This window comes from Streptomyces sp. NPDC058195 (genome assembly GCF_042883525.1).
GTDB lineage: Bacteria > Actinomycetota > Actinomycetes > Streptomycetales > Streptomycetaceae > Streptomyces.
Map to the genome: position 1 here is coordinate 58054 of NZ_JBHVVM010000032.1, position 14278 is coordinate 72331.

Annotated in this window: 16 protein-coding genes; 10 read left to right on the forward strand and 6 right to left on the reverse strand. The window is 72.6% G+C overall.

Annotation, left to right across the window (positions count from 1 at the left end):
* Positions 1-256 precede the first annotated feature (256 nt).
* Positions 257-847, forward strand: coding sequence for a TetR/AcrR family transcriptional regulator (locus ACFVWY_RS30290; protein ID WP_389877972.1), 591 nt, complete (start codon positions 257-259; stop codon positions 845-847).
* 81 nt (positions 848-928) lie between these two features.
* Positions 929-2227 carry a PQQ-binding-like beta-propeller repeat protein gene (locus ACFVWY_RS30295; protein ID WP_389877974.1) on the forward strand — a complete coding sequence of 433 codons (1299 nt, stop codon included), beginning with the start codon at positions 929-931 and terminating at the stop codon, positions 2225-2227.
* Positions 2228-2269: 42 nt separating this feature from the next.
* Here the strand turns inward: ACFVWY_RS30295 and ACFVWY_RS30300 are convergent, their stop codons facing one another.
* The 5 genes from ACFVWY_RS30300 to ACFVWY_RS30320 all read right to left on the reverse strand — a co-directional run bounded on the left by ACFVWY_RS30300 (position 2270) and on the right by ACFVWY_RS30320 (position 7670).
* Positions 2270-3727 carry a sensor histidine kinase gene (locus ACFVWY_RS30300; protein ID WP_389877976.1) on the reverse strand — a complete coding sequence of 486 codons (1458 nt, stop codon included), beginning with the start codon at positions 3725-3727 and terminating at the stop codon, positions 2270-2272.
* On the reverse strand, positions 3724-4455 hold the full coding sequence (locus ACFVWY_RS30305) for a response regulator transcription factor (protein ID WP_389877977.1): 732 nt from the start codon (positions 4453-4455) through the stop codon (positions 3724-3726). Before ACFVWY_RS30305 ends, ACFVWY_RS30300 begins: the two co-directional genes overlap by 4 nt.
* Positions 4456-4561: 106 nt before the next feature.
* Positions 4562-5623, reverse strand: coding sequence for a S1C family serine protease (locus ACFVWY_RS30310; protein ID WP_389877978.1), 1062 nt, complete (start codon positions 5621-5623; stop codon positions 4562-4564).
* A 175-nt stretch (positions 5624-5798) separates the two neighbouring features.
* Entirely contained in the window at positions 5799-6842 is a 1044-nt protein-coding gene (locus ACFVWY_RS30315; RefSeq protein ID WP_389877980.1) for a LacI family DNA-binding transcriptional regulator, read from the reverse strand.
* 24 nt (positions 6843-6866) lie between these two features.
* On the reverse strand, positions 6867-7670 hold the full coding sequence (locus ACFVWY_RS30320) for a response regulator transcription factor (protein ID WP_389877981.1): 804 nt from the start codon (positions 7668-7670) through the stop codon (positions 6867-6869).
* A gap of 258 nt (positions 7671-7928) precedes the next feature.
* Here ACFVWY_RS30320 and ACFVWY_RS30325 point away from each other — a divergent pair, with 258 nt between their 5' ends.
* The 8 genes from ACFVWY_RS30325 to ACFVWY_RS30360 all read left to right on the forward strand — a co-directional run bounded on the left by ACFVWY_RS30325 (position 7929) and on the right by ACFVWY_RS30360 (position 13767).
* Complete coding sequence (locus ACFVWY_RS30325) at positions 7929-8822, forward strand: alpha/beta hydrolase (RefSeq protein WP_389877982.1); 894 nt, start codon at positions 7929-7931, stop codon at positions 8820-8822.
* 61 nt (positions 8823-8883) lie between these two features.
* Positions 8884-9138, forward strand: a complete 255-nt coding sequence (locus ACFVWY_RS30330) for a MoaD/ThiS family protein (RefSeq protein ID WP_389877983.1) — start codon at positions 8884-8886, stop codon at positions 9136-9138.
* A 10-nt stretch (positions 9139-9148) separates the two neighbouring features.
* Positions 9149-10678 carry a hypothetical protein gene (locus tag ACFVWY_RS30335; RefSeq protein ID WP_389877985.1) on the forward strand — a complete coding sequence of 510 codons (1530 nt, stop codon included), beginning with the start codon at positions 9149-9151 and terminating at the stop codon, positions 10676-10678.
* A gap of 136 nt (positions 10679-10814) precedes the next feature.
* A complete protein-coding gene (locus ACFVWY_RS30340) occupies positions 10815-11504 on the forward strand; it encodes a DUF2993 domain-containing protein (RefSeq protein WP_389877986.1) in 690 nt (229 codons plus the stop codon).
* A 204-nt stretch (positions 11505-11708) separates the two neighbouring features.
* Positions 11709-11816, forward strand: a complete 108-nt coding sequence (locus ACFVWY_RS30345; protein WP_350983699.1) for a putative leader peptide — start codon at positions 11709-11711, stop codon at positions 11814-11816.
* 174 nt (positions 11817-11990) lie between these two features.
* Entirely contained in the window at positions 11991-12836 is an 846-nt protein-coding gene (locus tag ACFVWY_RS30350) for a sulfurtransferase (RefSeq protein WP_389877988.1), read from the forward strand.
* 49 nt (positions 12837-12885) lie between these two features.
* On the forward strand, positions 12886-13173 hold the full coding sequence (locus ACFVWY_RS30355; protein WP_018490348.1) for a DUF1416 domain-containing protein: 288 nt from the start codon (positions 12886-12888) through the stop codon (positions 13171-13173).
* A 336-nt stretch (positions 13174-13509) separates the two neighbouring features.
* A complete protein-coding gene (locus ACFVWY_RS30360; RefSeq protein ID WP_389877990.1) occupies positions 13510-13767 on the forward strand; it encodes a DUF3099 domain-containing protein in 258 nt (85 codons plus the stop codon).
* Between the two features lie 97 nt (positions 13768-13864).
* Here ACFVWY_RS30360 and ACFVWY_RS30365 read toward each other — a convergent pair whose 3' ends face one another.
* Positions 13865-14227 carry a DsrE family protein gene (locus tag ACFVWY_RS30365; RefSeq protein ID WP_389877991.1) on the reverse strand — a complete coding sequence of 121 codons (363 nt, stop codon included), beginning with the start codon at positions 14225-14227 and terminating at the stop codon, positions 13865-13867.
* Positions 14228-14278 lie beyond the last annotated feature (51 nt).

Sequence of the window (14278 nt, forward strand, 5' to 3'; positions counted from 1 at the left end):
CTGAGCGCTCCCCCGCGCGTCCCCTGCCGTGGCCCATGGGGCCGACCCGGTCATCGGAGATCCCGAAGTCGGGCTGCCGCGCCGGGACTTGGCGCGGACGATGTTCAGTCTGAGGTACGGCACACGGGTATTGGAACTACTTCCGGAAATAATTCCAGAAACTTCACTACGCTGTGGGCGGGGGACACTCCACGAGGGACCGGGGGCCGCGACGGACCCTTGGTGGCCTCCTGTTCCGGGAACGAGGACGGCATCGATGAGCCCGAAACAGCAACGCGGTGAGGCCACGGCCGCGCAGGTGCTCGACTGCGCGCTCGACCTCTACGTCGCGCAGGGCGAGGCCGGTCTCACGCTCAGCGCGATCACCTCGGCCAGCGGCGTCAGCGCGGGAAGCATCTACCACCACTTCGGCAGCCTTCAGGGAGTGGTGCTCGCCCTCGCGCAGTCCTGGCTGGTCCGCCTCCTCGACGAGCTGGGCGGGGCCCTGGAGCAGGTGGACGGCGCCCGCGACGGTGTGCACGCCCTGGTACGGGCCTATCTGCGCTTCGTCCAGCTCAACCCGGGCGCGGCCCGGCTCATGCACTCGGTCGCCGCGGACCGCGAGACCGGGGCGCACGCCCAGCAGATACGCGGCGCCCAGGAGGCCCGGCTGGCCCCGCTCCTGGCCTGGCTGCACACCCACCAGGCGTCGGGGGAGCTCGTCGGCCTCCCCCTGCCCGTACTGGAATCGCTGATCATGGGCCCGGTCACGGCCATCGCGCGCCGCTGGCTCTCCATCGGAGACGTGGACCTGGCGGAGGCCGAGCGGACGATGGCGGAGCACATCTGGCGCTCCGTCAGCCGGTAAGTCCTGGCCAGCGGGTCGGAATGGCCGGAAATCGCATACGCTGTGGATCTTCGTACAGCCGTACCAGGGGTGGGGATCCGTATGGCGGCAGCGGGCCGGGGCAGTGGTGGGAACGAAGGCGGAAGAGGCGAGGGGGGAGCGCCGCGCGGACGGCGCGGGCTGCGCCGCCCGCTGGCCGCCCTCCTGGTCCTGCTGACCGCTCTGGGCGGCTTCGCGTCCGTCTTCCTGATCGACTCGGGCTACATGCCCTTCTTCTCCATGACCACCGCCTGGCAGCTCCCGTACGACAGTGAGCCCTCCGGCGACGGTGACGGTGTCTGGCTCGTCGACGACACCGTGGTCCGCAGCCGTTTCGACGGCGTGACCGGGTACGACGTCCGGTCGGGGAAGAAGCGCTGGGAACACGTCATCCCGGGCCGGACCGAGGTGTGCGCGGCCGACACCGACCCCGCCGCCGGGGTCGCCCTGATCGCCTACCGCGCGGCAGGACCCGCGAAGAAGAAGGCCGGGGGCTGCGCCACCGTCGTGGCGATCGGCCTCGCCGACGGCCGCGAGCTGTGGCGCACCGCCGATGCCGGCCCGGCGGGCGGCGGCACCGTCGTCGGTGTCGGTCACGGGCTCGGGGTGTTCCTGGACGGCGGCCGGCTGCGCGCGGTCGACCTGAGGACCGGCACCGCCCGGTGGACGACCGCGCTGCCGAAGGGGTGCGGCCTGGGCGACCTCGGCCTCGCGCCGAAGCGGCTGGTGGCCGCCCTGGGCTGCGAGGACGAGGCCATGCTCGCCGCGTTCGGACCGGACGACGGCACGGTGCGGTGGACGGTGCCGCTGGACGCCCGGCGCGGGGTGGCCGCGGACGCCGGTCTCTCGGTCGTGTCCGCCGACCCGCCCACGGTGCGGGTGGACGAACAGGGCGGCCGGAAGGGTTTCTTCGCCTTCGGCCCCGACGGCCGTTCCCGGAGCCGGATCGGTGCAGTCGGCGACTACGGCTCGATCGGCCGGACGGCCGTCGCGGACGGGCGGCTGATCACGATCGCCTCGTACGAGGGCGGGCAGGGCGGAGCCTGGGAACGGCTCGTCGCCTTCGACCTGGCGACCGGCGGCGAACTGTGGCGGGAGCGGGTCGGGAACGGCTCCAGCAACGTCGAGGCGCTGGACGTGACGGACGGCCGGGTGACGACCGTCAGGACGGACTGGAAGTACGGCGACACGCTGTACGTCCACGACGCGGCCACCGGCGACGAGGAGGACGACCGGGCCTTCCGCGACCAGGTCGTGGACTACGGCAACCCCGTCCGCGATCTGCTCACCCACGGCGACCTGCTGATCGTGGTCCGCGGCTACGACGGCGCGCGCCCCTTCAGCGTCTACGACCGCTGGTAGCGGTAGCGGTAGCGGCGCCGGTCCCGGGCCACGGGCGCCGACTCACAGTCCCGGCGGCGGTTTCGGGGCTCCCGGGAGGCGGATCGAGGCGATGGTGCCGGGGCCGTCCGGGGCGGGGCGGAGGGCTACCTCGCCGCCCGCCTGCTGGATCGTGCGGGCGACGATCGACAGGCCCAGGCCGGAGCCGGGGAGCTGGCGGGCGGACGGGGAGCGCCAGAAGCGTTCGAAGACGTGCGGGAGCTCGTCGGCGGGGATGCCGGGGCCCTGGTCCCGTACGGTCAGTTCACCGCCGCGCAGGGCGACCTCCACGGTGCCCCGGGGAGGGCTGAACTTCACCGCATTGTCCAGGACGTTGACCACCGCCCGTTCCAGCGCGGCGGGCTCCGCCCGTACGTACCAGGGGGTCAGGTCGGCCCGGATGGTCAGCTCGGGGCCGCGCAGCCGGGCGCGTTCCAGGGCCGTGTCCGCGATGTCGTGCAGCGCGACGACCTGGAGCGGGCCGGGGGCGGGTGCGTCGGGCCGGGCCAGTTCCTGGAGGTCCCCGATGAGCGAGGCCAGCTCGGTCATCTGCGCCTTGACCGAGGTCATCAGGGCCCTGCGGTCGTCGGGCGGGATGGCGCGGCCGGTGTCGTCGCTGCGGGCGAGGAGCTCGATGTTGGTGCGCAGGGACGTCAGCGGGGTCCGCAGCTCGTGGCCAGCGTCGGCGATCAGCTGGGCCTGGCGGTCGCGGGAGCTGGCCAGGGACGCGGTCATCGAGTTGAAGGAGCGGGAGAGCCGGGCGATCTCGTCCTCGCCGTCGACCGGGATACGGACGGTGAGGTCCTCGGTGCGGGCGACGTGCTCGACCGCCCCGGTGAGCTGGTCGACCGGGCGCAGGCCGGTGCGGGCCACCCAGAGCCCGGCCGCCCCGGCGCCCACGGCCCCGATGCCGGAGACGACCATGAGCATCCAGGCGAGCGAGGAGAGCGGGTCGTTGATCTCGCTCATCGGACGGGCGACGGAGACCGCGAAGCTGCGCGTGGGCAGGTCGGACACCGGGCTGTGGCTCTCGTACCCGTACGTGTACACGCGCATCCGCCGGCCGTTCTCCGTGGTGGCCGTGTGCAGGGCGGTGTCCCGCACCCCGGCGGCCACGGCGGCGTCGGCGGCCGTCACCCGGATCGGGGAGGCCCCGGCCGAGGTGCAGGTGCTTTTGGCCGCGGTGACGAGCTGCACGGTGTACGTTCCCCCGACCTGCGGGGCGGTCGCCTGGTCGGGCCGGGTGCAGGCGGTGAACAGCTGCTTCACATAGACATCGCTGACCGTGACATTGCGCAGCGAGGCGTCCAGCTGGTTCTCCAGCTGCTCCCGCGTCACGAACCAGCAGGCCGCGGCCACCGCCGCGACCGCGACCGCGACCGCCGCCGTCACCAGCAGCGCGAGCCGGGAACGCAGCGGCAGGGCGCGGAAGCGGTGCAGGGCGCCAGGGCGGGGGCGGGGGCCGTCGGGGGCCGCGGTCATCCGTCACCGCCGCCGGGGCGGAGCGCGTAACCGACCCCGCGCACGGTGTGCACGAGACGCGGTTCGCCGCCCGCCTCCGTCTTGCGGCGCAGGTACATGACGTACACGTCCAGGGAGTTGGAGCTGGGCTCGAAGTCGAAGCCCCACACGGCCTTGAGGATCTGCTCGCGGGTCAGCACCTGGCGGGGGTGGGCCAGGAACATCTCCAGCAGGGTGAACTCGGTACGGGTCAGCTCGACCCGGCGGGTGCCCCGGGTGACCTCGCGGGTCGCGAGGTTCATCCGGAGGTCGGCGAAGGACAGTTCGTCGGCATCGGGGGCGCCGCCGCTCGCCGGGGCCGCGTACGAGCTGCGGCGCAGCAGGGCCCGGATGCGCGCGAAGAGCTCGTCCAGCTCGAAGGGCTTGACCAGGTAGTCGTCGGCGCCCGCGTCGAGGCCGGTGACCCGGTCGCCGACGGTGTCGCGGGCGGTCAGCATCAGGATGGGCGTGGTGGTGCCGGAGGAACGGAGCCGCCGGGCCGCGGTGAGGCCGTCCATCCGGGGCATCTGGATGTCGAGGACGATGAGGTCGGGGGCGTAGGACTCGGCCCTGGCCAGCGCGTCGAGACCGTCGACGGCGACCTCGGTGCCGTACCCCTCGAACGCGAGGCTGCGTTGCAGGGCCTCGCGCACGGCGGGCTCGTCGTCGACGATCAGGATGCACTGCGGGCCGTCCTCGGCGGGGCTCATCGGTCGCGGTCCTCTTCTCCGGTGTCCCGGTTGTCTCGTGCGCGTACGGGCTTCTCGGTCCCGTACGGCGGTGCCTTCCGGGTCTCAGCCTCGCACGGCCGACCGCTCAGGAGCTGCCACCGGACCGCAGGGAGGGGAGGTCCGCCTTGAGGGTGTTCACCGGGATGGCGAAGCCCAGACCCACGCTGCCCGCGCCCGCGCTTCCCGAACCGCTGGACGAACTCGCCGAGTACATCGCGGAGTTGATGCCGATGATCTCGCCGTTCATGTTGATGAGGGCGCCGCCGGAGTTGCCGGGGTTGAGCGAGGCGTCGGTCTGGAGCGCCTTGTACGTCGTGGTGGACTCGCCGGTGTCGCCGTTGAACTGCCGTCCGCCGAACTCGAACGGCCACTGCTCACCGCCCGCACCGCCCTGCCCCTGCCCCCGGCCGTTGACGCCGTTGCTGTCCTCCTTGGCGACGGTGACGTCGCGGTCGAGGGCGGAGACGATGCCGCTGGTGACGGTGCCGGTCAGGCCCTCGGGGGAGCCGATCGCCACGACCTGGTCGCCGACCGCCACCGCCGAGGAGTCGCCCAGCGTGGCCGTCTTCAGCCCGCTCGCGCCCTGGAGCTTGATCAGGGCGAGGTCCTTGTCGGGGTCGGTGCCGACCACCTTCGCGGTGTACGAGCGGCCGGTGCTGAGCTGCACCTTGATCGACGAGGCGCCGGAGATGACGTGGTTGTTGGTGACGATCTCGCCGTCGGACGTGATGACCACACCGGAGCCGGTGGACTCGCCCGCCGTCGAGACCGCGTTGATCTCGACGATCATCGGGGAGACGGCCTTGGCGACTCCGGAGACGGTGCCCTTGCTGCTCTGCGAGACCGTGGTGCCGGGGATGACATCGGCCGAGGAACTGCCGCTGTTCCGGCCGGTGAGCTCGCCGACGAGGGCGGCGGAGCCGCCGCCGACGACCGCCGCCGCCATCGCCACCGCCGCCAGGAGGGCGACCGGCCGCCTGGCCCGGTCACGGTGACGCGGAGCGGCCGGTTCCGGCTGGGGCGGGGCGGGCCAGGCGGACTGGACGGGCGGGTATGACGGCGGCGGCGGGACGGCCGCGTCGCCGTCGCCGTTGCCATACGAGGGGTACGTGGGGTACTCGCCGCTCGGGCGCTGGCTCTCTGTCATGGCTACGAGCGTGTCCGCCGAAGATGAGAGAAGCCTGAGCCAGCCCTGAGAAGCCGGGCAGAAGTGCGTATGCCCGATATAAAGCGCCGTGCGTTCCCGGGACGGCGCCGTGCGTTCCCGGCACAGCGCCGTGCGTTTTCGGGACGGTGCCGTGCGTTTTCGGGGAAGCGGCCCGCTACTGCGGGCCCTGTGCCGGATCGCCGCAGCCGCAGGAGCGCCGTACCACCAGCGCGGAGGGGAACTGCTTCAGCCGCTCCCGGCGTGAGCCCGACACCCGCAGCGAGTCGTCGAGCACCAGGTCCACCGCGGCCCGCGCCATCGCCGGGCGGTCCGAGGAGACCGTGGTCAGCGGCGGATCGGTCAGCCCGGCTTCCTTCACGTCGTCGAAGCCCGCCACGGCGAGCTCCCCGGGCACATCGATCCGCAGTTCGCGGGCGGCCCGCAGCACTCCGATGGCCTGGTCGTCCGTCGAGCAGAAGATGGCCGGCGGCCGGTCCGGTCCGGCGAGCAGCTCCAGTGCCACCCGGTAGGCGTCGTAGCGGTTGTACGGGGCCTGGAAGAGGCGGCCCTCCGTCGACCGCCCGGACTCCTGCATCGCCCGGCGCCAGCCCTCCACGTGGTCGGCGACCGGGTCACCGACCGCCGGGGTGGACTCCACGCCGCCGAAACACGCCACGTAGGCGTTGCCGTGCTCCAGCAGGTGCCGGGTGGCGAGCTGGGCGCCGCCCACGTCGTCGGTGACGACCGCGACGTCCTCGATGGCCTCCGGCCGCTCGTGCAGCAGCACCACCCGCGCGTCCCACGCCTCGATCTCGGCCGCCGCGCGCTCGCTGGGGCCCTGGCTGACCAGGATCAGGCCGGAGACCCGCATGCCGAGGAAGGCCCGCAGGTAGTGGACCTCGCGCTCGTCGCGGTAGTCGGAATTGCCGACCAGCACCATCTTTCCGCGCTCGGCCGCGGCCTGTTCGACCGCGTGCGCCATCTCCGCGAAGAACGGCTGCCGGGCGTCCGGCACGATCATCCCTATGAGATCGGTGCGCCGCGAGGCCATGGCCTGGGCAACCCGGTCCGGCCGGTAGCCCAGCTCCTTGATGGCGGCGAGTACCCGCTCGCGCGTGGCCGGGGCGACCGGCCTCGGTCCGTTGTTGATGACGTAGCTGACGACCGCGGTCGACGTCCCCGCCAGTCTCGCCACATCGTCCCGCGTCACCTTGGCCACGCGCGGCAGTCTACGCGGATATACCTACCGTCCGGCAGGGCGGACCGGGGCTTCTTCCCGCGCCCCCGTACGGACCGGCTGCTCCGAACGGGTTACCGCCCCGGAACCCTTCCCGGAGGCGGTCCGGCCCTTGGCCTCCTCCGCCGCGCGCTCCACCTTCTCGGGCACCACGAAGCGGTAGCCGACGTTGCGGACCGTGCCGATCAGCGACTCGTGCTCGGGCCCGAGCTTGGCCCTCAGCCGCCGCACGTGGACGTCGACGGTGCGCGTGCCGCCGAAGTAGTCGTAGCCCCAGACCTCCTGGAGCAGCTGGGCGCGGGTGAAGACCCGGCCGGGGTGCTGCGCCAGGTACTTGAGGAGCTCGAACTCCTTGAAGGTCAGGTCCAGGACCCGCCCCTTGAGCTTCGCGCTGTACGTGGCCTCGTCGACCGAGAGGTCGCCGTTGCGGATCTCCATCGGGGAGCCGTCGGCGGCGATCTGCTGGCGACCGGTGGCCAGCCGCAGCCGGGCCTCGACCTCGGCCGGTCCCGCCGTGTCCAGCAGCACGTCGTCGACGCCCCAGTCGGCGGTGACGGCCGCGAGCCCGCCCTCCGTCACCACGAGGATCAGCGGACATCCGGGCCCGGTGGACCGCAGCAGCTGGCAGAGCGAGCGCACCTGGGGGAGGTCGCGGCGGCCGTCGATCAGGATGACGTCGGCACCGGGGGTGTCGACGAGCGCGGGGCCTTCGGCGGGGGCCACCCGCACGCTGTGCAGCAGCAGGCCGAGCGCGGGGAGCACCTCCGTCGACGGTTGAAGGGCATTCGTCAGAAGAAGCAGTGAACTCATCGGCGCCCACCTGCCCGGGGCATCGGTTGATGATCGTGCGCGGTTCGCTCGCCCATTACGTCGGTCCTCCTCGTTCCCTGCGAGAGGGGCACTCCCGGGCCGGGCCCGGGGGAGTATGCGGCACTTCTTCGTACGGTTCGTCGTGCGGGTTCCGGTGGGCGCTGAGTTTGTGGAAACGTCGCCGTAACACCATCCGGAACGCACAAAAGGACCCGGGGGCTGCGTTGCCCGGATCCTCTTCCCAGCACAATAGCCCACATGACTTCTGTGTCCGAGGGGCCGTTCGGACGTTCCGCTGTTTCCTCGGTCACGCCCGGTGCCCCGCGTACGACTCCGCGCGCAGCCCCGCGCACCACCTCGGGCGCCGCCCTGCGCACGGCTCTGCGTACCGACGACGGGGTGCGGATCGAAGCGGTGTACGAGCCGGGTGCGGTGGAGGGGCCATCCTTCGACGGTACTGCTGAGGGCGCGGCGGACGTCACCGCGATCGTGCTCGCACACGGGTTCACCGGTTCGGTGGACCGGCCCGCGGTGCGGCGGGCGGCCGGGGTGTTCGCCGGGCGGGCGGCCGTGGTGACCTTCTCGTTCCGCGGGCACGGCGGGTCCGACGGGCGGTCGACGGTCGGTGACCGTGAGGTGCGGGATCTCGCGGCGGCGGTGGCGTGGGCGCGGTCCCTCGGGCACCGCCGGGTGGTGACCGTGGGTTTCTCGATGGGCGGCTCGGTGGTGCTGCGGCACGGGGCGCTGTACGCGGAGCGGCCGGAGGAGCGTGCGGACGCGGTGGTGGCGGTGAGCGCCCCGGCGCGCTGGTTCTACCGGGGCACGGCGCCGATGCGCCGGGTGCACTGGCTGGTCACCCGCCCGACGGGCCGCCTGGTGGGCCGGTACGGGCTGCGCACCCGGATAGACAGCGAGCAGTGGGATCCGGTGCCGCTCCCGCCCGTCGAGGCGGCCCGGCGGATCGCCCCGGCGCCGCTGCTGATCGTGCACGGCGACCGCGACGCGTACTTCCCGCTGGACCACCCGCGGTCGCTGGCCGAGGCGGCGGGCGAGGGGGCCGAGCTGTGGCTGGAACCCGGCATGGGGCACGCCGAGAACGCCGCGGACGAGAACGTGCTCACCCGGATCGCCGACTGGGCGGTCACCGCGTGACCCATGATGGACAGCCGGCCGGGGACAGGACCGGACGGGACAAGACGAGAGGAGCGGTGCCATGCCCGCGGTGACGATCCGCTACTGGGCCGCCGCCAAGTCCGCGGCCGGAACCGCGGAGGAGCCGTGCACGGCGGCGACCCTGGCCGAGGCACTCGACACGGTGCGCGAACGGCACCCCGGAGAGCTCACCCGAGTGCTTCAGCGGTGCTCGTTCCTCATCGACGGTGACCCCGTCGGCACCCGTGGCCATGAGACCGTACGCCTTGCCGAGGGCGGCACGGTCGAGGTGCTCCCGCCGTTCGCAGGAGGATGAACCGCAGAACATGAGCAGCAACGATCAGCAGCACCCGTACGGGCAGGACCCCGCCCACGGCTACGGCCCCGGCCCGGCGTACGACGGTCAGTCGTACGGCGACCAGCAGTACACCGGCCAGCAGCACGGGGCCGACGCGTACGGCGCGCAGCCTCCGTACGGCACCGGAGCCCCGCAGCACCAGCACCAGCACCAGCCCCAGGCGCAGGGGCAGGGGCAGTCCTGGCCGGGCGGGTACCCGCAGGGACCGGCCGCCGCCCACGGCACGCCGGACCCGGCCGTCGCGCAGACCTGGGAGGGGCAGACCTGGGACACCCAGTACCAGCCGGTCATCCAGTCCCCCCAGCAGCCCGCGTACCCGCAGCACCCGCAGCAGGCCGAGCCCGCCGCGTACCCGCAGCACCCGCAGAACGCGCAGCAGCCCGCGTACCCGCAGCACCCGCAGAACGCGCAGCAGGGCGAGCCCGCCGCGTACCCGCAGCAGGCCGAGCAGACCCAGTACCTCCAGCCGGTCCAGCCCGCGCAGCAGGCGGCGTACCCGCAGCCCTCCCCGCACCCGCAGCAGGGCCAGCCCGTTCCGGATGCCGCCGAGACCGCCTACCTGCCTCCGCTGCCGCCCCAGGGCGCCTCGGGCGCGTACCCGCTGCCGCCCGAGGTGCCGGTCGCACAGGCCGTCCCGGCCGCCGCCCCGGCCGCCGGGCCCGCCACCGGGTCCGCGCCCTCCTCCGGCTCCCCGCTCGACGCCGCCGGGTACAGCGCCCCCACCACCATCGGCAACAGCCGCGTCACCGATGCCCAGCGGGCCCGCGCCGAGGGCCGCTCGCCGATCATCGCGCCGGGCATGCAGCCCGCCGGGATCACCGCGGGGCTCGGGCTGCTGCTCGCCCTGGGCGCCGCGATCGGCTCGTACGCCCTGGTCGTGCCGCTGGCGCTGCTCCAGGCCCTGACCGCGGCCGGATGGTTCCGGCTGAACGGCATGTGGCCCGCCCGGCAGGGCATCGCGCTCGCCTTCGCGGGCGGTCTCGTCGCGGACGTGGCGCTGCTCGCCGCGGGCCGGGAGAACGGCCCGGCGGCCCTCCTCGGCACCCTCGGCGTCTGGGTGCTGCTGACCCTGGTCCTCCAGCTCCGCAGCCACGCCGACGCCGACGACCGGATGCAGGGGCTGATGGCCACCCTCGCCTCGGCGGCCCTGTCGGTCCTGGCCGCCGGGCACCTGGCGGCGGTCCCGGACGCGGTCACGGCCGGTGCGGTGGCCGTCGCGGCGGCCGTGCTGGTCCGCGCGCTGCCGCTGCCCGGCCCGGTCTCGGTCGTGGTGGCACTGCTCGCCGCCGCGGCCGGTGGCGCTGCGGGCGGGGCCCTCACCGATCTGGGTACGAAGGGCGCGCTGATCGGCCTGGCCGCGGGCGGCTGCGCGCTGATCGGCCTGCGGGTGGCGAGCTACGACTACCCGTCGCGCTTCGTCCACATGACCGCGGGCGTGGCCCTGCCGCTCACCGCCGCGGCGCCCGCCGTGTACCTGATCGGCCGCATGGTCGCGTAACAGGATGCCCCGCCCGGTCCGGGAACCGGGCGGGGGTCTCCGCTCGTCGATCTTCAGGGGCGCCGTGCACGCGTCGTACACAGCCTGTGGACGGCGCGGGGCCCCGGGCCGGACTGCGGGTGGGGAGAGAGCGGGCATGCGCGCACTGCGAATACTGCTGGTCGTCGTGGTGATCCTGGGCGGCGTCTTCGTCGCCGTCGACCGGGCGGCGGTGTACTTCGCCGAGTCGGAGGTCGCCGGACGGATCGAGATCACCGGTGCCACGATCGGCTCCGCGGATGTCTCCATCAAGGGATTCCCGTTCCTCACCCAGGCGGTGGACCGCCGGTTCGAGGAGGTCGATGTGCGGATCACCGGCATCGAGACCGCCGCCGACGGCCGCCGGCTCCGGATCAGCAGGATCGAGGCGGCCCTGCACGACGTACAGCTGACCGACGGCTTCACCGCCGCCACCGCCACCCGGGCCACCGGCACCGCGGTCGTCTCGTACGAGGACCTCACCAAAGCCGCCAGCGACGGCGTCGTCGTCGAGTACGGCGGCAACGGCAAGGTGAAGGTGACCGGAACGGTCGACATCCTCGGCCGCCCGCTCTCGCGCAGCGTGCTCTCCAGTGTCACCCTGGTCGACGGCGGCACCGTCCGGGTGCGCGCCGACAAGGTGCCCGGCGAGGGCATCCCCGGCCTGGAGGGGCTGGTGCGCGGCAAGACCGACTTCGACCGGAAGGTCGACGGCCTGCCGAGCGGCCTCAAGCTCCAGCGCATCCAGCCCACCGCGGACGGCCTGGAGATCTCGGTGACCGGCACCGGGGTACGGCTCGCGGGCTGACCCCGCCCCTCCCCGCCCAGCCGGCCCTCCTCGCCACATAGTGAGACGGCCGCGTCCGGTCCGCAGATGACCGAGGCTCCCCGGTGGCGCTCGACCGCTTCCGGGAGTCGGCGAACCAGCTTCTGTCCCATATCGCGGACGATCGTGTCTCAGGATTCGACACGGCGGTGACATGGCCGCCCGTACCTCCCTACGATCGGTCCCATGCAGTGCTCTATTGGCGGTCTCCCTCAGCGGGGCCGGGCGGATCTCACGAAGCGGCGGGCAGTGGACCTGTGCCGCGTCGCCGCCATGCTCTGTCGCACTGTCTGAGCGGGAGCCCAGGCACCCCGCGTTACCGGGCCCTTCGACCGACGTCGGGGCCGCCCCTTCCCGATCGCCGTCGCACGGGCGCCGCACGACGCGCCGTGACGCGCGGCATCACGCATCCGCACCCCGCACCCGTCTCGCATCATCCCGCCGCAGACTGCCCCGGAGGAGAACAGCATGAGCCGCAGTGACGTCCTGGTAGACGCCGACTGGGTCGAGGCCCACATCGACGACCCGCAGGTCGCTCTCGTCGAGGTCGACGAGGACACCTCGGCCTACGAGAAGAACCACATCAAGAACGCGATCCGGATCGACTGGACCAAGGACCTCCAGGACCCGGTCCGCCGCGACTTCATCGACCAGGCCGGCTTCGAGAAGCTGCTGTCGGAGAAGGGCATCGGCAACGACACCACGGTCGTCCTGTACGGCGGCAACAACAACTGGTTCGCGTCCTACGCGTTCTGGTACTTCAAGCTCTACGGCCACCAGGACGTCCGCCTGCTCGACGGCGGCCGCAAGAAGTGGGAGCTCGACTCCCGCGACCTGGTCGACGGCGACCAGATCCCGTCCCGCCCGGCCACCGCGTACAAGGCCCAGCCGCAGGACGAGTCGATCCGCGCCTACCGCGACGACGTCGTGAACGCGATCGGCAACAAGAACCTGGTCGACGTACGGTCGCCCGACGAGTTCAGCGGCAAGCTGCTCGCCCCGGCGCACCTCCCGCAGGAGCAGTCCCAGCGCCCCGGCCACGTGCCGAGCGCCCGCAACATCCCGTGGTCGAAGAACGCCAACGACGACGGCACCTTCAAGTCGGACGACGAGCTCAAGGCCCTCTACGAGTCCGAGCGGGTCGACCTCGCGAAGGACACGATCGCGTACTGCCGGATCGGCGAGCGCTCCGCGCTCACCTGGTTCGTGCTGCACGAGCTGCTCGGCCAGGAGAACGTCAAGAACTACGACGGTTCGTGGACCGAGTACGGCTCGCTCGTCGGCGTGCCGATCGAGCTCGGCGCCAACAAGTAACTCCGCACGACCGGACCAGCACGAACCCCGACCCGAAGGACGAAACCCCATGTGTGGAGCAAAGGCCGGCGGCCCCGACGCCTCGACCATCAAGCCCGGTGAGACCACCATCCAGGGCAGCGTGACCCGCGACGGCGAGCCCGTCACCGGCTACGTGCGCCTGCTCGACTCGACCGGTGAGTTCACCGCGGAGGTCCCGACCTCGGCGACCGGGCAGTTCCGCTTCTACGCCGCCGAGGGCACCTGGACGCTGCGCGCCCTGGTTCCCGGCGGCAGCGCCGACCGCACCGTCGTGGCGCAGACCGGTGGCCTCTCCGAGGTCGCGATCGCCGTCTGACGACGGGTGGGCCGTCCCGTACGGCCGCGAGGCCGTCGCGTACGGCCGTGAAACGGCCGAGGGGCCGTACCCCAGGGGGTTGGACGCCTTCCTGATCCGGGGTACGGCCCCTCGTGCCGTGGGTGCCGCGCGCGCACTGCCCCGGAGCGGCGGGCGGGCCTAAGGGCTGTCCCGTCATCCCCGGTGGATCAGCGTGCGGCGTCAGACGCGGTGCATCGCACGGCGGGGGGACGCCCGAATACTGGATGTATTCGGGCGTTCCGACAACGCGGCGAGGTGCCGTGGCTGTCGTCGCACGCCTGCCAGGGATGAGGGGACAGCCCTTACCCTGGAGGCATGTACGCGCGACGCCGTCGCGGCTATTTCCTCATGATGGGCGTCTGCATCGTCCTCTTCGTGTCCGCCTGGTCGTTCGTCCGGCTGTGGTCGATGCCCGCCGCCGTGGTGATGTGCGTCGTGGCGATGGTCATCCCGCCCCTGGCGGCGATGGTCGCCAACCGGCGGGGGCCGGAGGACCGCTGGTGGGACGACCCGTCCGGCGACCCGAAGTCCGACGAGTGGTGGGACGAACTCGACGGCAAGAAGCGCCGCTGAACGGCTGAGACCGGCCCGGCGTCGGCGGACGGGGCCGGACGTAAGCAAACAGACGTCAGCAAGCGGATGTCAGCAAGCGGATGTCAGCAGGCGGATGTCAGTAGACGAGGGCCTGGACGCCGTCGGCCATGATCTCGCTGACGAAGACCTGCGCCCCGGCGATCCGTACACCCTCCAGCACGTCCTTCTCGGTGATGTCGCGCCGGGCCGCGCACTGCGTGCACAGGGTGATCAGCCCGCCCGCCTGGATCGACTCGATCAGGTCCGGCAGCGGTGCGGCGTGCGGAAGTTCGAACTCGGCGGCGCGCCCCGGCAGCGCGAACCAGGAGGACTCCCCGGTCAGCCAGAGCGAGACCTCCACCCCGCTGGCGACCGCGACCGCGGCCACCGTGAACGCCTGCGAGCAGCGCTCGGCGGAATCGGCACCTGCGGTCACCTTGATCACGAGCTTCTTCGGCATATGCCGAACTGTAATCGGAGGGCGGGCAACTTTATCCGCGCGATGGCAGTC